Origin of the sequence: Streptomyces sp. NBC_01717 (genome assembly GCF_036248255.1) — a bacterium.
Lineage (GTDB): Bacteria > Actinomycetota > Actinomycetes > Streptomycetales > Streptomycetaceae > Streptomyces.
The window spans coordinates 1,582,626-1,601,467 of sequence record NZ_CP109178.1 but is presented as its reverse complement, the minus strand read 5'-3'; the positions used below and the strand labels follow the sequence as shown (position 1 = coordinate 1,601,467).

Sequence of the window (18,842 nt, the reverse complement as noted above, 5' to 3'; positions counted from 1 at the left end):
TGGCCCAATGGGTATATGAATCCTCCCGAAGGAGGGGTGGCCGACGAGCTGCCCGGGGTCGCGCCACGCCTGCGCGATCTGCGTCGCAGCCGTGGTCTCACCCTCGAGAGCGCCGCGCAGCGTGCGGGGCTTTCCCCCGCCCATCTCTCCCGGCTCGAAACGGGCCGGCGGCAGCCCTCGCTGCCGATGCTCCTCGGACTTGCCAGGATCTACGGTACGACGGTCTCCGAGCTGCTCGGCGAGACTGCGCCGGAACGTGACGCGATCGTCCGCGCCGGCAGGTTCGAGGGCGCCGAGGCCGACGGCTGGATGTACCAGCAGGCCGGTGGCTCCGGCCGGGCGATGCAGGCGCTGCGCGTCCGCGTGCCGTACGGCGCTCAGGGCGATCTCGTACGGGTTCATCCGGGCGAGGAGTGGCTGTACGTACTCGCCGGGCGGCTGCGGGTGAGCCTCGGCGACACCGTGCACGATCTCGGCCCCGGGGACAGTGCTCACTTCGACTCGCTCACCCCGCACCGGATCGCCGCCGTCGACCGCGACGGATCCGAGCTCCTCTTCGTCCACACCCTGCTCCAGAGCCCTGCTGCCGAGACGTGCCTCGGCAGCGGGATCCACCGCCGCTGAGCCCGGTCCGTCCGGTCGCCAGAGAGGACTGTCATGTCCGATTCAGAGAACTTCGATCCGCTCACCCCGGCCAGGTCCAGGAACGACGGACCGCAGGAGGGGAAGTTTCCGCGCGGCGTGGTGATCCGGCTGGTCGCCTATCTCGTCGCCGGACACGTCTTCGCGGCCTTCCTCTACCTCCTCTTCGCGGTGGCCGGCAAGGGGTGACCGCCGGCCACCGCTGCCGGGAGGTCCTTACGCCTCGTCCAGCAGCCGTCCGCGCAGCCGCTCCAGCGTCTGCGGAGTGAGCTTCAGTCCATCGGCGAGATAGCGGTCGGTGCTGCCCCAGGTCTCCTCGATGGTGGTGAAGGCCTGGGCGAGATATTCGGCGCGGGCGTCGAAGAGCGGGCTGAGCAGCTCCATCACCTCGGGCGACATCCCGGTCGCCGAGGTGTCGCTGCGGCGCACCTTGTACCGGCGGTGCAGCTCGTTGGACTTGAGGTAGTCGGCCTCGATGGCCTCGCGCTCGACCCCGACGGCGAGCAGCGCCACCGCGATCGAGATCCCGGCCCGGTCCTTGCCCGCCGCGCAGTGCATCAGCGCCGGGACACTGTCCTCGGCCAGGGCGTGCAGCACCCGGCTGTGCTCGGCGGTGCGGTCCCTGACGATCGCCCGGTACGAGGCGGTCATCCGGGCCGCTCCCTTGCCGTCGGCGAGGATGTCGCGCAGCTGCTCGATGTTGCCGTCGCGGACCATCTGCCAGAACTCGGCGCCGTCGGCCGGGTCGGAGAGCGGGATGCTCACATTCCGCACACCCGGCAGTTCTACGTCCAGGCCGTCGAGCTTGTGGTCGGCCGCATTCCGGAAGTCGAAGATCGTGTGCAGCCCGAGACCGCCGAGGAACGCCGCGTCCTCGGAGGTGGCGTGCGCGAGGTGACCGCTGCGGAAGAGCCGTCCGTACCGCACCCGGCGTCCGTCGAAGGTGGGCAGCCCGCCCACGTCGCGGAAGTTGCGCACGCCCGACAGCTCGGGTTCCGTCGACGGGATCTGCGGCACCTGCTGCGTCACGGTGTCTCCTGGAATGTCTGGCGTCGGCGCGGCTCGCCGGCGAGGTCACTCCCGCGACGATACGACATCAGTGCCTCGGGCAATCATCTCGGCCGTTCTCGCCCCGACCGCCGGTGAATTCCCCCTGCACGGGCGTTGTCCGGCCGACCGTCGGAGCTTGATGATGTGCGGAACTGTGTGAATGTGGGGATGACATGATCGAGACTGGTGACACGGGTCGGACCTGGCTGCTGACCGGGGCGACCGGCAGCTATGCGCTGCATCTCACGGACCGGGACGAACTGCTGCATCTGCACTGGGGGCCGCGCATCTCCCTCGCGGCCGCCGAGACCCTCGCCGCCGCACCGGTACTGCCCTTCCGCGGCTTCGAATCGCGGCTGGACGGCCGCGAGGAGTACCCGGTGGAGGGTGGTCCCCGGTTCGTCCGGCCCGCGCTCTCGGTACGTACCCCCGAGGTCCGTGGCACCGAATGGGCCTACGCCGAGGCGGCGGTGGACGGCGACGAACTGCGCATCGCGTTCTCCGACTCCGTACAGCAGCTCGCGCTGACGCTGCACTACCGGATGCGGGACGACTCCGATGTGATCGAGCGCTGGGTCACCGTCAGGCACACCGGCCCCGACGGACCGCCGCTGGAGCTGCTGCGAGCCGACGCGGCCGCCTGGGCGCTGCCCGCCCGCGACGGCTGGCGCCTCAGTCACCTGCACGGGCGGTGGGCGGCGGAGACGCAGCTCGTGCGGTCGGAGCTGACGTACGGCGAGAAGGTCCTCTCCAGCAGGCGCGGTCACACCGGGCACCAGTTCCTGCCCTGGGTCGCGCTCGACGCGGACGGAGCGGCCACCGAGGTGGACGGCGAGGTGTACGGCTGCGCGCTCGCCTGGTCCGGCTCGTGGCGGATCGCCGTGCAGCAGCTTCCCGACGGGCTCGTACAGATCACCGGCGGGGCCGGCTACGACGACTCGGGGCTGCTGCGGCTCGCACCGGGGGAGACGTACACCACACCGGTGTTCGCGGGACTCTGGAGCGCCGAAGGGTTCGGCGGGGCGAGCAGGGCCTGGCACGCCTGGCAGCTGGCCCACGTCGTTCCGGACGCCGAAAGCCTGCGGCCGGTGCTCTACAACTCCTGGGAGGCCACCGGCTTCGACATCGCGGAGGACCAGCAGCGCGCCCTGGCCGTGCGCGCCGCAGCGATGGGTGTCGAACTGTTCGTGGTGGACGACGCGTGGTTCGGGCAGCGCACCAGCGACCGGGCGGGACTCGGCGACTGGACCCCGAACCCCGAGCGCTTCCCCGGCGGGCTGAAGCCGCTCGCCGACGAAGTGCACGCGCTCGGTATGCAGTTCGGTATCTGGGTCGAACCGGAGATGGTGAACGCCGACAGCGACCTGTACCGCGCGCACCCTGACTGGGTGCAGCACTTTCCCGGGCGGACCCGCACGGAGTTCCGAAATCAGCTGGTGCTGAATCTGGCCCGGACCGATGTACAGAACTATCTGTGGGAACAGCTCGACTCACTGCTCTCCGGCGCCCCGATCGACTATGTGAAATGGGACTTCAACCGCTGCTTCACCGATGCGGGCTGGCCGGGCGAGGAGTATCCGCAGAAGCTCTGGATCGAGCATGTGGATGCGCTGTACGCGCTGATCGACCGGCTGCGGGCGGCGCACCCCGGTGTCGCCTTCGAATCCTGCTCGGGCGGCGGCGGCAGGATCGATCTGGGCATCCTCGCCCGTACCGACCAGGTGTGGACCTCCGACAACACCGACCCGCTGGACCGGCTCGCCATCCAGGAGGGCTTCGGGCAGATCCATCCGGCTCGAGTGATGGCCGCCTGGGTCACCGACAGCCCGAATGCCCAGCTCAACAGCAGGGTGAGCTCGCTGCGCTTCCGCTTCGTGAGCGCGATGGCCGGGGTGCTCGGGGTCGGCGGAGACCTCACCGAGTGGAGCGACGAGGAGCTGGCCGAGGCCCGCGGCTGGGTGGACCTGTACAAGGAGATCCGTCCGGTGGTGCAGCACGGTGCGCTGTACCGGCTGCGTGCGCCGCGCGGCGGGCTCAGCGCCGTGCAGTACACGCACGGTGACGAGACCGTGGTGCTCATGTGGTTGGAGGCACAGAGGTACGGGGAGCTGCCGCCGGTCCTGCGGCTGCGGGGGCTCGACCCCACGGCGACCTACACCTGCTTGGACACCGGGGTCGCCCACCACGGTTCCGTGCTGCTGCATCAGGGACTGCACAGCGGCCTGCGGGGGGACCTGGACGCGAAGGTGCTGAGGCTCCGACGCGGATGATGTTCATGACATGTCCGTATTGAGGCATTTAGTAGAACATGCCCTGATTATGCGGGAGATGAGGGGTCTCTCGTGAGCGGGATCATATCCGTGACGGTGTGTGGTGGCGCGGCGGCCGGGTAATCCGTACACCGCGCGGAAAGCCAAGATCCTTAATCCACGGAGTGTGACCGGAATTCCGCGTCGAATTCCCGGCGCGGATTCCGGCACGCAACCGATGGCTTGTTCTGCTCGTCCTCACTCGTTTACGGTCACCGTCAATCCGGACGGACCGCCTAATCCTGCCGCCGACCGGAATTCACACCCACTCATCGTGTGGCAGGAGCGGGGGAACCAGGTAAGCCGCCGACCGGAGAAATCCGGCCGGCTCGGGGTGAAGTCGCACTTCCTGCGACCGGGCATCTCCAGCCCGAACCCGACAGCTCACCTCGTAGGCGCCGGAGAGGAAATTCTTCATGCCCATATCGGGTAAGCATCGTCGTCCGAAGTCCAGCACCATCGCTCGTGGCGTTGCCGCCGCCGGCGCCGGCGGGGCCGTCATCGCCCTCCCGCTGCTCGGTGCCACCGGTGCCCACGCCGCGGAGCAGGCCGCCCCCGTCGCGCACTCCGCCGCCGCCACGCACGCCGCGTCGGCCGCCCCGGTCGCGAACAAGCAGGCCGAGACCCGGACGTACTCCGTCGTCGCCGGCGACTACCTGGCGAAGATCGCCTCCGACAACAAGGTCGAGGGTGGCTGGGAGAAGCTGTACCAGGACAACCGTGAGGTCATCGGCGGCAACCCGAGCCTGATCCACCCGGGCATGAAGCTGACCCTCGGCGGCTCCGCCGCGGCCACCGGCACCACGCAGGCCGCCCCGGCCCCGTCGAAGGCTCCGGTGGCCACCAAGCCCGCGCCCGCCCAGAGCAGCAGCTCCGGCTACGTCGCCCCGGTCCCGGGCAAGCACACCACCAACTACCGTGCCTCCGGTGCCAACTGGTCCAGTGGCAGCCACACCGGCATCGACTTCCCGGTCGCCACCGGCACCAGCGTGAAGGCGATCACCTCCGGCACCGTCGTCACCGCCGGCTGGGGTGGCGCGTACGGAAACGAGGTCGTCGTCAAGCACGCCGACGGCCACTACTCGCAGTACGGCCACCTGTCCGCGCTCTCCGTCTCGGTGGGTCAGACCCTCTCGACCGGCCAGCAGATCGGCCTCTCCGGTGCCACCGGCAACGTCACCGGCCCGCACCTCCACTTCGAGGTCCGCACCGGCCCCGCGTACGGCTCGGACATCGACCCGGTCGCCTTCCTGGCTTCGCACGGAATCTCCGTCTGATCGGATCCGATCAGGCCTGATCCGAACGGCTTGTTGATGGGGCGGTGCGCGGCGGCGCACCGCCCCATCACTTATTCCCTCTTTACCAAAACCTGACCGGGTGGTCTATCTCACCTCCCGTCAACCCCTTATTACGGTCGCGTAGGTCACATTCAGCAGTGCAGGATGTGCCCTTGTGGCAGACGATTCGAGAAAAAATCAACGTGGCGTCAACAACCGGCATGGCGCCATCGGGTCGTACGCAGCGATTGGCGACAGCTTCACCGAGGGGGTCGGAGACCCCGGCCCGGACGGAACCTTCGTCGGCTGGGCGGACCGATTCGCCGTACTCCTCGCGGACCAGCTCCCCGACCCCGACGCAGCGACGAACAGCGATGGTTCCGCCGGTTCGGCTCACGGGAACTTCCGGTACGCCAATCTCGCCGTACGCGGACGCCTCCTCGACCAGATAGTCGAGGAACAGGTGCCCCGCGCCAAGCAACTCGCCCCCGACCTGGTGAGCTTCTGCGCGGGCGGCAATGACATCATCCGGCCCGGCACCGACCCCGACGACGTGGCCGAACGCTTCGAGCGCGCGGTCGCCGACCTGACCCGGTCGGTCGGCACCGTCATGGTCACGACCGGCTTCGACACCCGCGGCGTTCCCGTGCTGCGCCATCTGCGCGGCAAGATCGCCACCTACACCGCCCATGTGCGGTCCATCGCCGACCGCTACGACTGCCCGGTCCTCGACCTGTGGTCGCTGCGGTCCGTGCAGGACAGGCGCGCCTGGGACGACGACCGGCTCCATCTGTCGCCCGAGGGACACACCCGGGTCGCGCTGCGCGCCGCCCAGGTCCTCGGCCTCGATGTGCCGGCCGACCCCGACCAGGAGTGGCCGCCACAGGCACAGCGCGGCACGCTCGAGGTGCGGCGCGACGACATCCACTGGGCGCGCGAATATCTGGTGCCGTGGATCGGACGGCGGCTGCGCGGCGAGTCCTCCGGTGACCACGTCGAGGCGAAGCGGCCCGACCTGCTGCCGCTGTGACCGGCGCGGTGTCCTCTTCGGCCGGACGGGCTTGTTCGCCGAGGCCCGTCCGGCTCGATCAGGCCCGTCCGCCGACCGGGAACAACGGCAGCAACGCTTGATCCCGGTGCGCCGGTACGCGCGCCGGCTCGGCCGGTATGCGTTCCAGTACACCGCCCGCGAAGACGTCGTACAGCGGCAGCGTCTCCAGATGCACATATCCGATGTGGCAGTCGCACACGGCGAGCGGACAGGCCCGCGGGCCCAACGCCCGCCGGTAGCTGCCGTCGTAGAGATTGCCGAGCTCGGCCGGGACGAAGTGGCAGCGGCGCACCGTGCCTTCCCCGTCCACCGAGATGACCGACTCGCCGGTCCGGCAGGGCATCCCGGCCGAGCGGTGCGGCTCCCGGCTGTACGGGAAGAGGGGGTCGAGGGCCGTCCAGCGGTCCGCCTCCTCGTCCGTGTAGCTCCGCCCCTCGGCGGCGTTGACCCAGAGGTACACCTCGCCGGGCAGGTCGGCACGGAGCCGCCGCGCCTCGTCGAGATGCTCGTCGAGACCGACCACACCGACGCTGTACCGGACACCGAGGCCGGTCAGCTCCCGGCACTTGGCGAGGAAGCGGCCGTACGGCGTCTGCCCCGGGTGGTACGTGCACCACAGCGCGATCCTGTCGCGACCGGACTCACCCGCCTCGGCAAGCCACCGCGTGCGGCCGCTGAGATTGGTCTGGATCGCGACCCGGCCGATGTGCGGCAGCTGCGCCAGCTCGACCAGCGCCCGGCGGTACCAGGAGCGGACCAGCCCCTCGCCCCATGGCGTGAACAGCACCGAGATCCGGTCGCCGGTCTGCGCCGCCGCCCAGGTGGTGAACCGCTCCAGCGCGGCACGGTCCGCACGCAGCTGTTCCGGACTGTCGCGCCGCTTGGCGAACGGGCAGTACGGGCAGTCGTAGTCGCACGACGCCAGCGGACCGCGGTACAGGATCGTCAGGTCCATATGCGTGCTCACTTCAGTTCGTACGCGGCCATTGCGGCCCGTACGGCGGGGGAGAACAGCTCGGGACCCAGCGCGTCGGAGTGCGCCAGGCCCTCGGGCGACAGCCGCAGCAGCCCGGACGCGTCGGCGGCGCCGTCCAGCCAGCCGCGCGCCTCGATCCGGTCCAGCTCGCTGCGGAAGTCGTCGCCGGGCAAGGTTCCGAACCGTTCTTGGTAGTCGGCCAGTTGCAATCCCTGGGCCTGGAGCAGCGACTGCAGGAGATGGCGTCTGCGCGCCTCGTCGCCGTCGACGTACCGACCCACTTCGGCGCGTGAGAAGTCCTCGGTGGCGGTGTAGCCGTCGATGATCGTCCGTACTTCACGCATCTCCACCGCGTAGTCGAACGAGTAGTGCAGCCGTGTGGTGTACGAACGGGCGCCACAGCCCAGACCGATCATGCCGTCCGTCTGGCACGCGTAGTCGGCGGGGCCCTCCTGCGGGGCGTCGGCACGGCGGAACATCCGCATCGAGACCTGCTCGTAGCCGTGGGCGAGAAGATGGTCCCGGCCCGCCCGGTACAGCCGCAGCCGCTGCTCGTCCCACGCCGCGTCCGCCGCTGCCTCGACGTCGGCGCCGTACCGGCCCAGACCGGTCAGCGGGCGCACGTACAGCGGATAGAGGTACAGCTCCTCCGGCTGCCAGCCGAGCGCGGCGTCCAGCGAGGTGCGCCAACTGTCCTCCGTCTGCCCTTCGATGCCGTAGATCAGGTCGATGTTGAGGACCGGGATGCGCACGTCACGGATCCGGCCGAGGGCGGCTTCCACATCGGCGCGGCGCTGCGGGCGGACCGCCGCGCGGGCTTCGGCGTCGATGAAGCTCTGTACGCCGATGCTGATCCTGGTCGTCCCGCGGTCGGCGAGGACGGCCAGCCGGTCGGCCGTCGCGGTCGACGGCGACGTCTCGATCGACAGGGGTACGGAGCGCAGGTCGGCACCCATCCGCTGCTCCGCGATGTCGCAGAGCCGCTCCAGTTCGGCGGCGGTCAGAAAGGTGGGGGTGCCGCCGCCGAACGCCGCCGCGGCGAACCGCACCGGCGCCTCGTCCCCCAGCGCGTCCCGGACCGCGGTGGCCTGTCGGTCCAGCGCGTCGAGGTAGCGGGTCGTCAGCTCATCGGGAGCGCCGATCCGGGTGAAGAGGTTGCAGAAGCCGCAGCGGACCTCGCAGAACGGTATGTGGAGATAGAGCGACAGCGCGTCCTTGCGCTCGGCTGCCCACAGCTCGCGCAGCGCGGGCCGCCCGGTGGGGTGTGCGTCGAGTCTCCCGTACGCCGTCTTGTGCGGATAGGCGTAGACATAGCTCTGGTACGGACGGATGGTGGGCTGACTCGTCAGCATGCGGTGGCCCCCGGTTCCAGGAAGAAGTGCGCGTACGGAACGGTCCAGACGGACTCGTGGCCGAGCCGGTGACCGGTGTAGCCGTCGTCCCCGTACGCCGTGCCATGGTCGGAGCAGACGATGGCGAAGCAACGGCGGCGGCTGCCCGCGGCGGCGAAGAGCCGGCCGATGTGCGCGTCGACGTACTCCAGGGCGGCGGCATGCGTGGCGCGGGAGTCACCCGCCTCCGGGGTGGCGCCCGGTCGGTGGAACCAGTTGGGCTGGTGCAGCGCAGACACGTTGACGAAGAGGAACAGCCGCTGTTCGGCCGGAAGCCGCGCGACGACCTGCTCGGCCCGGGCCACCTGGGCCTCGAAGGAGGTGGGCGACGCAACCCCGAACTCCGGTTCCCAGTGGCTCTCCTGGAACATGCCCGGCAGAACCGAACCGAGCGGGCCCTGCCGGTTGAAGAATCCGACGCCACCGATGCACACCGTGCGGTAGCCGACCCCGGCGAGAGCGGACACCAGATCGGGGGTGTCGAAGACGAAGGTGCGGGAAGCCGTGGTCTCGCTGCCCGCGAAGCGCGCCGCGAACAGCCGCGGATGCGGGCCGGGGGCGGCGGGTGTCGGCAGGAAGCCCGCGAAGATCGCCTGGTGGGAGGCGTATGTGAAGCTGCCGGGAGCATGCCGCTTCTCCCAGACCCCGCCCGGGAGATGGCGGGCCAGATGCGGGATGCGGCCGGCGGCGGCGAGCTCCGCCGCCACGTCGTACCGCAGGGTGTCGAGCGTGATCAGCAACAGGTCGTGGCTGCCCACGATCTCACTCATGTCCGGGTTCCGGGCGTCGGTGGGGGAGGGGCTGGTATCAGGCGGTGGTGGTTGCACGGTGGTTCCTTGCTCTGTTCATTACGACGGCGACCTGCGCCGCATAGGTGTCCAGGCCCTCGGCGCCACTGCCCGGCAGGCCGGTCAGGCGCGGCAGCAGATCACCGAAGGCGTTGACCTCGCCGACGGCGAACCGCCGCCAGCCCGTCGCGGGCAGCAGGTCGACGGCCACGCACAGCGTCTCCGGGAAGCAGGCGGCGGCCCGCTCGCACACGGCGAGGACCTCGGCCCAGCTGCCGCCCGCTGCCCGGACGGCCACGCGGACCTCGTCGAGACTTCCGCGCTCCCCGCCGAGGTGAAGATTGGTCATGGGGGAGCGGCTGGTCCGTACCACGGCATGGGTGGCGCGACCGGCCACCACCACGACACGCAGATCCGCCGACCGCCCATGTTGCGATGCCTTGGGCAGCCAGCGCTCGATGTGCAGCCCGTCCGGTGCGAGCGCGTCGACGATCGCCGCCACCTCGCGTTCCGTCGTACAGCGGCGCACCCGCAACGAGTTGAAGAGCCGCCCGGCGTTGTCGCGCTCCACCGACGTCGTCGCCCGCACGCGGCCCGGTCCGGCCGTCTCCACGGCGAGTACCCCCGAGGCGGACGAGCCGTGCGCGAGCTTCACGAAGGCCCTCGGCATACCGTGCCCGGCCATCAGCGCACGCACGTCCGCCCAGCCGCGCACCACCGGCGCCCCGGCCCCGGAGGTCGCGGATGCAGGCACGGGAACTGCGGCGCCGGCCAGTACGCCATGGCAGAGCCGCTTGTCGAACAGCACTGCCACATCGCCCGGATCGTCCAGCAACTCGGCGCCGGCCGCAGCTGCCGCCCGCGCCACCTCCCGTACGGCCGCGGTGAAGCGGGCGTACCAGAGGGCGGTGCCCTCGACCCTCGTCGGATCGTCGACCGCCCGCAGCAGCCGTTCCACCTCGGCGTCCTCACCGGGCGAGTCCATCCGTACGGTCTCGCCCGGCCGGAACGTCGCCTCGCCGCGCAGCACCGCCGACCAGGGCACGACCCGCGCGGCCGGCAGCCCGGCGGCGCGTACCGCCTCCTGGAACAGCGTCACCCGACGGTTCCCGGGAACGCCGACGACGGCAAAGCGTGGCACCGGACCGACCGTGCTACTCGGAGACCGCGACATAGCGCTCGTCGTCCTCATCCGGATCCCAGTACTCCACCTCGTGCGGTTCGCCGTTCACCCGGCCGGGTCCGATCAGCCTCCTGAGCCGATCGACCAACGGGTCGCTGATGTAGTGATGGTGCAGATCCAGCGAGGTCAGATGAGTGAGGGGCTGGCCCGCGAGCAGCGCCTCGGCGCCGATGTCGCTCAGGGTCCCCATCGCGAGGGAGAGCGACTCCAGGTGGGCGACGACCGGGGCCGAGGCCACCGCGGCCGCGATCTCGTCCTGGATCTCACTGTTCTGCAGACCCAGATGGCGAAGCTTCGGCAACGCGGCACCGGACAGCAGCGGGGCGAGGTCGTCGACCGTCGAGTCGCCGCCGTACTCGGTGACGCCCAGCCAGAGTTCGAGATGCTCCAGCGCGGGCAGCTCCGAAGCACCGATCGCCCGCACGACGCCGGCCGGGAGCCCGCCCGACTCGAACCGAAGCGACCTGAGCGCCTTGTGCCGCACCGGCTGCAGGCCGAGGATCTCCGTGCCCTCGATCGGCTCACCGCATCCGCGTACGGTCAACTCCTCCAGCTGCCCGAACGCCTGGACCACCGGGGTGATGTCGGACATCTGCAGCCACGAGAGCTCGCATTCCTCGCTGACGACATCGGCGAGGAAGAGCGCCCTCAGGGCCGGGAAGCGGTCCGCATGGGCGCACAGCAGCTCGACGACCGGTGCGAACGGGGTGTACTCCTCCTCCCACCAGGGGCCGATCAGCAGGGCCCTTACCGCGGTCGTGTCCACCGTGTCGAGGAAGTACTGCCAGAGTGCCGCGAACGTCAGATCGCTCTGCCAGGCGCTCTCCAGCCGCCAGGCGACGGCGTCTGCCGCCGGGAGGGGATCAGCGCGCGGCCGGTCGGGGCCGGGCAGCGTGAGGACCGGCAACCCGTGGAAGAACTCAGGGTGTTCGATGTCCGTCATCGCACATCACTCCGCAACCGTGGTGTAGCGGCCTTCGACCCCGCGGCCGCCCCACGGCTCCTCGCGCTCGGAGAGATCGACGTGCACACCGTGCGGCTCCAGCGCCTCCTTGATCCGGCGCTCCATCGGCTCGGTGAGGAAGTGGTGGTGCAGATCGAGCCGTTCGAGATGGGTCAGCGGCTGGCCCTCGAGCAGCGCGGCCGCGCCCTCGTCGCCCAGCGTGCCGTTCGACAGGTCGAGGGTGCGGAGCTGGGCGACGACCGGGGCGCTCGCGACGGCGCGCGCGATCTCGTTCTGCAACTCGCTGTTGCGCAGACCGAGGTGGTGGAGCCGGAGGAACCGCGAGCCGGAGAGCAGCGGGGCAAGGTCCATGACATCCGCGTCGCCGCCGTACTCGGAGACGCCAAGCCAGAGATCGAGCCGCTCCAGCGCGGGCAGCTCGCTGTCAAGAATGCCGTGGATCACTCCGACCGGAAGCCCGCCGGTCTCGATGGTCAGCGAACGCAGCCGGTCGTGCTTCGACGGGGAGAACGTCAGATCCGTGCCGCCGCGCACACCCAGTTCGAGCAGGGCGGGGAACGCGGTCAGCAGCGCGGTGACGTCGCACTGCTCGATCCAGGAGATCTCGTTCTCCTCACGCGTCATGTCGCCGACGAATATCGCCTCGAGCGAAGTCAGCCGGTCGGCCGCGGCGATCACGAGACCGATCGGGTAGGACGACGTCTCTTCGTACGACTCGCCCCACTGACCGATGATCAGGGCTCGCACACCGGCCGGTTCTACCGCCCCGAGGAACGCCTGGAACGCCTCCTCCCAGGTCATCTCGGACTCGTCGTCGTACGGGTCGACCGCGATACGCCAGGCCGCGGCGTCAGCGGCCTGCGCCGGGGCCTCGCCCGACGTGTGCTGGAAGTCGACGGCCGGAAGGCCGAGCAACTCGTGCAGGTGATCCACACCGGACATGGCCCTGAACTCCTGAGACTGGAATCGGCTGATGTCCGCAAGGTTTATCAAGTGGCACTGACAATGTGGCGGGCGGGACCGGTTGTGACCGATTGTCAGACCCTCCTCGTAGCGTTTTCTCCATGGCAGGCACAGCGGGTGCCGCCGTGGAGGGGAGACGTCCGTGTACCGGCAGGGCGATGTACTGATCGTGTCGTTGGAGGAGCCAGCGGTGCCCGCGCACCTGGTGGACGCGCCGGGAGAGCCGCGGGACTCCCGGGGGCGACTGGTGCTCGCGCTCGGTGAGGTCACCGGTCATGCGCATGCGGTACAGGGGCCCGGTCGGCTGATGCGCGAGGCGGGCGCCTTCGGCCCGATGCTGCTCCACCTCCCCGACGGTGGACGGGTGGTGCACGAGGAGCATGCGGCGATCCCGCTGTCGAAGGGCTGGTACCGCGTGGTGCGCCAGCGGGAGTACGCACCCGGCGCGGTCCGCATCGTGGCGGACTGACCGGCCCGTCCGGAGCGGCCAGTGGGCACCGGACAGGACGTGGGCCAGCAGAGATTCAGGACCGGACAGCGAGACAGGGGACGGGGACAACCGATGCAGTATGTGGAGTCATGGCGGGCCGTGGCAGCGGCGACCGGCGCGGCGGACCGGGCCGCGGCCGAGGACGGCGTCCGCCGCGCCTACCGCAGCGCGGGCCTGGCGGAGCCGGAGGAGTTCGTCTGGGCGGACTCGCCGAAGGCGGCCGTCGAGGCCGTCGAGAAACTCGTCGGCGCGGGGCGCTCGGTGCGCGACGAGGTGCGCACCCGCCCGTGGGCGCAGGAGCGGCGCCGGATGTACGACGAGCTGGGGCCGGCCGGCTGGTCCGCCCTCTGGTCGGCCACCGGCGCCCAGCTCTGGGAGACCACGGCGGCGCTTGCCGAGCGGATACGGGCGGGTGTCGTCGCGGCCCTCGCCCAGCGGCCCGAGGACGAGTCGGCTGTCCGGTTGGTGCTGCTCGACGCGGTGCTCGGCCAGCACGACGCGGCGTGGCTGGCCGCGTTCGACGGCCGTGGTGACCGGCTCGACGGGCTGGCGGAGGTGGCCCGGCACGCCGGCTGGTGGTGGCCCTACGAGCGCACGGTGGTGCTCAGCGAACGCCCGGAGGCACTCCACCGCGACGAGGCGGGGCGGCTCGACCGCGGGGACGGCCCGGCCCTCTCGTACCCTGACGGGTTCGCGCTGTACGCCTGGCGCGGCATGCCGGTCCCCGCCGAGTTCCTGGCGGAGCTGGCGGCCCTGACCCCCGAGCGGATACGCAACGAGGAGAACGCGGAACTGCGCCGCGTGATGCTGGAGTTCTACGGCTACGACCGCTACCTCGCCGAGTCGGGTGCCGAGCCGGTGCACCGGGACGAGACGGGCATCCTCTGGCGGATCGCCCTGCAGGGCGACGAGGACGTGGTGATGGTCGAGGTGGTCAACTCCACCCCGGAGCCGGACGGGACGCACCGCACGTACTGGCTGCGGGTGCCGCCGACGACCAGGACCGCGAAGGGCGGCGTCGCGTGGACCTTCGGACTCGACGGCGAGACCTACGCCCCACTGCGTCAGACCTGATCGGCCGACAGGAGGGGAGGGAGCCGGGAGGAAACGGGGAGTGCGGGGAGGGGAACCGGCCGGGTCAGGCCGTCAGTGCCTCCTGGTCGATGCCCAGCTCGCGGGCGAGCGCCTCGTCGGTCCACGCCAGCATCGTGGCCCGGGAGAGGGGACCGGCGTACGACGTCATCTGGACGGCCAGACCGTCCAGCAGGGCGGTCAGCCGCCAGGCCACGGACATCGGATCGTCGCAGTGGAACTCCCCCGCGGCGGCGCCTTCTTCGAGGACCTCGGCCAGTTCGGCCTTCCACTGCTGGTCGAGATCGCCGGCCACGTTGCGCAGCGCCGGATCGCGCAACGAGGCCGCCCAGCCCTCGATCCACAGCCGCCACCCCTTGGCCTGTCCGGTCGGCGCGTACCAGCGGACGGCGGCGCGCAGCCTCCGTACCGCTGTGGTGCGGCGGCTGAGCAGCTTGCGCAGATGGGCCAGGTCGGCCTCGGCCGCATGCGCGAAGGCGGCCGCGACCAGCTTCTCCTTCGTCGAGAAGTGGTAGAGCACGAGTGCGTTGCTCACCCCGAGGACGGATGCCACATCGGCGATCCGTACCGCGGCGACGCCTCGCACCTCGATCTGCTCGACGGCAGCACGCAGCAGCTCCTCGCGTCGTTCCGCCACGCTCAACCGCACTCTTGCCACGGCGTCACCCTAACCAATGCGCGGGTTCCCGACAGGCCGGGGGCGGGACCGCAAGCGGCCCGCCCCCGACTCGCTTCCAGCTGTCAGGCCTCGCTCAGCACCAGATGTCGGCGCAGCCCGAGTTGTACGCGTCGATCAGGGTCTCCGTCAGCGACGCACCGGTGGTGTCCGTGACGGTTGTCCGCAGGTCCACCTTGGCAGTGCCGGCCGAAGGCACCGTGACCTTCCACCGGCCGTCGGCCCCGCGCGCCGCCTTGGCCTGCTTCCAGTCGGTGCCGTCCGTCGCGTACCAGACCTTGAACGACGCGATGGGAAGCGCACTCTGACTTCCCTGTGCGGTCAGGCCGACCGTGTAGTCGAGCGGCTTGCCCGCGTCCGCCGCGTTCTCGCCGGTCAGCGGCAGCCGGTAGTCGAGGTCCAGCAGCCGGGCCGCGGCAGCGGACTTCTCGTGGCCGGAGCGGAACCGCCACTCGCTGGTCACCTGCGCCCCGAGCATCCATGTCACCGGATCCGGTGACATGCGGGTGGCATCGACGGTCAGCCGGTACCAGTTGTCCTTGCGCGGCAGATCGAACGTGGCCCGGCCCGGTGCGTTGTTGCGGGCCAGTACCTTCCCGCTGTCGTCCGCCAGCACCGTGCTGCCGGTGTCCGCCACCGGCGCCGTCTCGGCGCGATGGCCGGCCGCGTCGGAGAACATCGGGAGCGCCACATTCAGCTTGTCGCCGTCCCGGGTGATCTGCGCGGGTCCGGCCTGTTTGCCGAGCGCGGGGTTGAAGGGCGCGGACATCCAGTCGTCCCGGTAGTCACCGCCCGCGCGGTACACGGTGGGCGCGCTGACCAGCGTCCCCAACGGATAGACCCGTTCGGCGACGTCGTACTGGTAGTGGAAGGTCGCCGTCGTCCACGCCACGTCCGGGGTGTAGTAGAGCGTCTGCTCCGACGGCGGCCGGTAGCGGGTGGACTGCTGGAAGAGCGTCAGCCCGTGCCAGGTCGTCCAGGCGTACATCCCCTTGGGGTCGGACGGGTAGCCGTGTGTGCGCTGCACCGTCGTCACCTTGGCCAGTTCCGACCGCCGGTCGAACCAATCGGCGCCGGCCGGGACCCTGCCGTCGACCGAATGGTGCAGGAAGTAGGCGTCCGCCGAGCTGTTGACGCCGTCGAGCGTCAGCGTCAGCGGTCCTTCCGCCAGGCGGGCCCGCAGGGCGGGCACACTGGCCGTGTCCAGCCTGAGTACCGGTGTCGGCTTGTAGACCGAGAGCCCGTAACCCACGTACATGACGGCGGCCGTACCCGCGTCCGACAGCTTCTGGTAGAGCGCGTTGTTGAACGCGGTCTGGCCGGTGGCCGGTGTCCACAGGACGATCTTGCCCTTGAGGTCCATCGCCGCCGGGTCGGTGTCCGCGCCGGTGCCGATGTCGACGACCTCGCCGGTGGCCGTACCCAGCCAGCTGTAGATGCTGTACTGCGAGAGCAGCAGCTTCAGCGCGTCGGCCGAGGAGCCGGGCTCATGCGCGTCGACCTCCCGCTGCTGCCAGCTCAGCCCGCCGAAGAAGCTGAGGCCGTCCAGCGTCCCACCGGTGGTGGGCACCGCCTCGACCCGGTACTGACCGGCGGAGCTCGGCGCGACCAGACCGGTGTCCTGGGCGTTCGTACCGGAACCGATGCGTGACACGATCCCGGTCGCCGACTGCAGGGACACCCGCGCCGACCCGTCGTCCACGCCGATCCTGACCGGCTTCGCACCCGCGGTGTCCAGTGTGACGGAGGTGTCCCGGCCGACGGTGACCCGCCGGGCGAAGTGGATCGCCGCGGTGCCGACGACGGTGTTGCCCACCGTGTCGTACTCCCAGGTGTGCCCCAGGATCCGGTAGCTGCCGCGCGGCAGCGTCACCGTCCTCGGCTCGGTGCCGTCCAGACCGATCAGCTGGGACGCGCCGGTCGTCTCGTTCTGCAGAACCGCACCCGTCGAGGTGCGCTCGGCGCCTTCGCGCGGTGCGGGACCGGTCAGGGTGAGGGCGTACGTCTCAGGATCGGCCTCGACCGAGACGGGCACCGTCGCCCGGCCGCCCCCCGGCCAGGTCGCGGTGACCGCCCCGCTGTACGTCGTCCCCGCCTCGACCCGCGACGGCTCGAGGCTGACGTCCGTGACCGCGGACGAACGCGCGGGCACGGTCACGGTCTCCGCGCCCAGCCGGATCGCCCGGCCCGGCCCGGCGGACAGCCGCAGCTTCACCGGCTTGTCCGTGGTGTTCGTCCACGTCACCTCATGGCTCTGCGCGGCGGCGGAGGCGTTGGGGTACGTGGTGTGAGCGGCCAGCGTGGCGGGTTCGGCAACCACCTTCGCCGCCAGCGCCGCCGGTACGTCGGTGAGACCGGCGCCCGTGTCGGCCACCGACGCACCCGCCACCGGGGCGGCACTGCCGACGAGCGCGGACTTCAGCCGTGCCCCCGACCAGTCGGGGTGGCGCTGGGCCAGCAGGGCGGCGGCCCCCGCGACGTGCGGGCTCGCCATCGACGTACCGGAGAGTGAGGCGTACTGCTCGGTGACGGCCGCGTCGTCGAGCGTGCCGGCGGCGCGGGCGGCCACGATGGCGCTGCCCGGTGCGGAGATCTCCGGCTTGACCGCGGGCCGGCCCTCGCGCGGTCCACGCGAGGAGAACGCCGACATCTCACCGGCCTTGGTGACCGAACCGACCGTCAGGGCGGCATCGGCGGCGCCGGGCCCGCTGATCGTCCGGTCGCCGCTGTTCCCCGCGGCGATCACGAACAGCGTGCCGTGCTCGGCGGAGAGCTTGTCGACCGCGGCGGACAACGGGTCGGTGCCGTCGGAGGCCAGGTTCGACCCGAGGCTCATGTTGACGATCCGGGCGTCCTGGTCGACGGCCCACTGCATGCCCGCGAGGATCCAGGAGTCGTAGCCGTAGCCGTCGTTGCCGAGGACCTTCCCCTCGATGAGCTCCGCGCCCGGCGCGACGCCCGCGTAGCGCCCTTCGGACGCCGCACCGGAGCCGGCGATGATCGACGACACATGGGTGCCGTGGCCCTGCAGGTCCTGGACGTCGCCGTCCTCGGTGAAGTTCTGCGAAGCGGTGACGGTGTCCTTCAGATCGGGGTGGTCACGGTCGTAGCCGGTGTCGAGCACCGCGACCTTGGTGCCCTTCCCGGTGATCCCGGCCCGGTGCGCCTTGTCCGCGCCGATCTGCGGCACGGACGTGTCGAGCGTGGCCCGCACCCTGCCGTCCAGCCAGACCTTCCCGATGCCTTCGGTGCGGGCACGGGAGGCCGTGCCGAGCTGCTTCCACACGGTGCCGGCCGACTTCTTGGGCACGGTCAGGGCCGTGGTCCCGGTGGTCCGGAAGGCCGCGGCGACGCGGGCGCCCTTCGGCGCGTCCGGGCTCCCGGCGGACGGCGTGGCGCCGCCGACCAGGACCCGTAGCGTGTCGGTGCTGCTGTCCGAATACCCCGAGGCGACCAGCTCGGTCACGTCGAACAGCCGCTGGTCCACCCGGCCCTGCGAGATCTGTCCGACGGCGTCGATCGGCACCGCGTACTCGTGGCCGTCCGCCCGGAACCGGGTGAAGCCCATGCCCTCGCGGCCGGATCCCGGCACGATGGAGCTGATCTGTACGGCGTTCCCGCTGCCGGAGTACGTCACCACGTCGCCGGTCAGCAGGGTGACGGTGCGGGTTCCGCCGCCCGCTCCCGGGGACAGTGCCGGGTCGGCGAACGCGGGTGCCTGGTCGGCGGCGGCGGGGAGCGATCCACCGGCAAGGGCGGCGGCAAGCGCTGTGGCGCAGGCCGCCGCCCATCTGGTCCGTCTCATTCTCACCTCGTGAACTCGTGTGTTTTCAGGGGGTGGTGAGGTGAGACTGTCAGGAGCATGGCGTAACAGGGGCGGTCGGAGCTGGCGGGAAGCTGCCATGGCAGCTATTCGCCGTACGGCCCCTGGGGAAGCGGGAGTCGGGTCGCCCGTACAGGTCGGGCGGCTCAGCGGGCCCGGCGGCCGGG

Annotated in this window: 16 protein-coding genes and 1 riboswitch; of the genes, 7 read left to right on the top strand and 9 right to left on the bottom strand. The window is 70.8% G+C overall.

Annotated features, from left to right (window positions below):
• Positions 1 to 15: 15 nt before the first annotated feature.
• Positions 16 to 624 (top strand): helix-turn-helix domain-containing protein, encoded by a 609-nt coding sequence (locus OHB49_RS07420; protein ID WP_329158915.1) that lies wholly within the window; start codon positions 16 to 18, stop codon positions 622 to 624.
• 33 nt (positions 625 to 657) lie between these two features.
• Positions 658 to 831 carry a DUF6126 family protein gene (locus tag OHB49_RS07415; RefSeq protein ID WP_199919215.1) on the top strand — a complete coding sequence of 58 codons (174 nt, stop codon included), beginning with the start codon at positions 658 to 660 and terminating at the stop codon, positions 829 to 831.
• A gap of 27 nt (positions 832 to 858) precedes the next feature.
• Here the strand turns inward: OHB49_RS07415 and OHB49_RS07410 are convergent, their stop codons facing one another.
• Positions 859 to 1,671, bottom strand: a complete 813-nt coding sequence (locus OHB49_RS07410; RefSeq protein WP_329158913.1) for a tyrosine-protein phosphatase — start codon at positions 1,669 to 1,671, stop codon at positions 859 to 861.
• Between the two features lie 194 nt (positions 1,672 to 1,865).
• Here OHB49_RS07410 and OHB49_RS07405 point away from each other — a divergent pair, with 194 nt between their 5' ends.
• The 3 genes from OHB49_RS07405 (at position 1,866) to OHB49_RS07395 (ending at position 6,308) form a co-directional block, all read left to right on the top strand.
• Positions 1,866 to 3,962: an alpha-galactosidase gene (locus tag OHB49_RS07405; protein ID WP_329158912.1), complete on the top strand. Its 2,097-nt coding sequence runs from the start codon at positions 1,866 to 1,868 to the stop codon at positions 3,960 to 3,962.
• Between the two features lie 291 nt (positions 3,963 to 4,253).
• A riboswitch (cyclic di-AMP (ydaO/yuaA leader) is annotated at positions 4,254 to 4,414 on the top strand.
• Positions 4,415 to 4,417: 3 nt separating this feature from the next.
• Positions 4,418 to 5,278: a M23 family metallopeptidase gene (locus OHB49_RS07400; protein WP_329158911.1), complete on the top strand. Its 861-nt coding sequence runs from the start codon at positions 4,418 to 4,420 to the stop codon at positions 5,276 to 5,278.
• Between the two features lie 175 nt (positions 5,279 to 5,453).
• The gene (locus tag OHB49_RS07395; protein WP_329158909.1) at positions 5,454 to 6,308 is read left to right on the top strand and encodes an SGNH/GDSL hydrolase family protein; all 855 of its coding nucleotides are present in this window, start codon (positions 5,454 to 5,456) and stop codon (positions 6,306 to 6,308) included.
• A 58-nt stretch (positions 6,309 to 6,366) separates the two neighbouring features.
• Here OHB49_RS07395 and OHB49_RS07390 read toward each other — a convergent pair whose 3' ends face one another.
• The 6 genes from OHB49_RS07390 to OHB49_RS07365 are packed head-to-tail and all read right to left on the bottom strand — an operon-like array spanning position 6,367 to position 12,573.
• On the bottom strand, positions 6,367 to 7,284 hold the full coding sequence (locus OHB49_RS07390) for an STM4011 family radical SAM protein (protein ID WP_329158907.1): 918 nt from the start codon (positions 7,282 to 7,284) through the stop codon (positions 6,367 to 6,369).
• An 8-nt stretch (positions 7,285 to 7,292) separates the two neighbouring features.
• Positions 7,293 to 8,657, bottom strand: a complete 1,365-nt coding sequence (locus OHB49_RS07385) for an STM4012 family radical SAM protein (protein ID WP_329158904.1) — start codon at positions 8,655 to 8,657, stop codon at positions 7,293 to 7,295.
• Positions 8,651 to 9,466 (bottom strand): STM4013/SEN3800 family hydrolase, encoded by an 816-nt coding sequence (locus OHB49_RS07380; protein WP_329158903.1) that lies wholly within the window; start codon positions 9,464 to 9,466, stop codon positions 8,651 to 8,653. The genes OHB49_RS07385 and OHB49_RS07380 overlap by 7 nt, the downstream gene beginning before the upstream one ends.
• 37 nt (positions 9,467 to 9,503) lie before the next feature.
• Positions 9,504 to 10,658, bottom strand: coding sequence for an STM4014 family protein (locus OHB49_RS07375; protein ID WP_329158901.1), 1,155 nt, complete (start codon positions 10,656 to 10,658; stop codon positions 9,504 to 9,506).
• The gene (locus OHB49_RS07370) at positions 10,639 to 11,610 is read right to left on the bottom strand and encodes an STM4015 family protein (RefSeq protein ID WP_329158900.1); all 972 of its coding nucleotides are present in this window, start codon (positions 11,608 to 11,610) and stop codon (positions 10,639 to 10,641) included. The genes OHB49_RS07375 and OHB49_RS07370 overlap by 20 nt, the downstream gene beginning before the upstream one ends.
• Positions 11,611 to 11,616: 6 nt before the next feature.
• Positions 11,617 to 12,573, bottom strand: a complete 957-nt coding sequence (locus OHB49_RS07365) for an STM4015 family protein (protein ID WP_329158899.1) — start codon at positions 12,571 to 12,573, stop codon at positions 11,617 to 11,619.
• A 163-nt stretch (positions 12,574 to 12,736) separates the two neighbouring features.
• On the opposite strand from OHB49_RS07365, the gene OHB49_RS07360 reads away from it, so the two are divergent.
• Complete coding sequence (locus OHB49_RS07360) at positions 12,737 to 13,063, top strand: hypothetical protein (protein WP_030973376.1); 327 nt, start codon at positions 12,737 to 12,739, stop codon at positions 13,061 to 13,063.
• A 93-nt stretch (positions 13,064 to 13,156) separates the two neighbouring features.
• Positions 13,157 to 14,158 carry a DUF6745 domain-containing protein gene (locus OHB49_RS07355; protein ID WP_329158896.1) on the top strand — a complete coding sequence of 334 codons (1,002 nt, stop codon included), beginning with the start codon at positions 13,157 to 13,159 and terminating at the stop codon, positions 14,156 to 14,158.
• 64 nt (positions 14,159 to 14,222) lie between these two features.
• On the opposite strand, the gene OHB49_RS07350 is transcribed toward OHB49_RS07355, so the two are convergent.
• Complete coding sequence (locus tag OHB49_RS07350; protein WP_030973379.1) at positions 14,223 to 14,813, bottom strand: TetR/AcrR family transcriptional regulator; 591 nt, start codon at positions 14,811 to 14,813, stop codon at positions 14,223 to 14,225.
• A gap of 115 nt (positions 14,814 to 14,928) precedes the next feature.
• Entirely contained in the window at positions 14,929 to 18,657 is a 3,729-nt protein-coding gene (locus OHB49_RS07345; RefSeq protein WP_329158895.1) for a S8 family serine peptidase, read from the bottom strand.
• Between the last annotated feature and the right edge of the window lie 185 nt (positions 18,658 to 18,842).

Coding starts and splice junctions, on each gene's coding strand:
- OHB49_RS07420 (WP_329158915.1), top strand. CDS start 16: ATGAATCCTCCCGAAGGAGGGGTGGCCGACGAGCTGCCCGGGGTCGCG.
- OHB49_RS07415 (WP_199919215.1), top strand. CDS start 658: ATGTCCGATTCAGAGAACTTCGATCCGCTCACCCCGGCCAGGTCCAGG.
- OHB49_RS07405 (WP_329158912.1), top strand. CDS start 1,866: ATGATCGAGACTGGTGACACGGGTCGGACCTGGCTGCTGACCGGGGCG.
- OHB49_RS07400 (WP_329158911.1), top strand. CDS start 4,418: ATGCCCATATCGGGTAAGCATCGTCGTCCGAAGTCCAGCACCATCGCT.
- OHB49_RS07390 (WP_329158907.1), bottom strand. CDS start 7,284: ATGGACCTGACGATCCTGTACCGCGGTCCGCTGGCGTCGTGCGACTAC.
- OHB49_RS07385 (WP_329158904.1), bottom strand. CDS start 8,657: ATGCTGACGAGTCAGCCCACCATCCGTCCGTACCAGAGCTATGTCTAC.
- OHB49_RS07380 (WP_329158903.1), bottom strand. CDS start 9,466: ATGAGTGAGATCGTGGGCAGCCACGACCTGTTGCTGATCACGCTCGAC.
- OHB49_RS07375 (WP_329158901.1), bottom strand. CDS start 10,658: ATGTCGCGGTCTCCGAGTAGCACGGTCGGTCCGGTGCCACGCTTTGCC.
- OHB49_RS07370 (WP_329158900.1), bottom strand. CDS start 11,610: ATGACGGACATCGAACACCCTGAGTTCTTCCACGGGTTGCCGGTCCTC.
- OHB49_RS07365 (WP_329158899.1), bottom strand. CDS start 12,573: ATGTCCGGTGTGGATCACCTGCACGAGTTGCTCGGCCTTCCGGCCGTC.
- OHB49_RS07355 (WP_329158896.1), top strand. CDS start 13,157: ATGCAGTATGTGGAGTCATGGCGGGCCGTGGCAGCGGCGACCGGCGCG.
- OHB49_RS07345 (WP_329158895.1), bottom strand. CDS start 18,657: ATGAGACGGACCAGATGGGCGGCGGCCTGCGCCACAGCGCTTGCCGCC.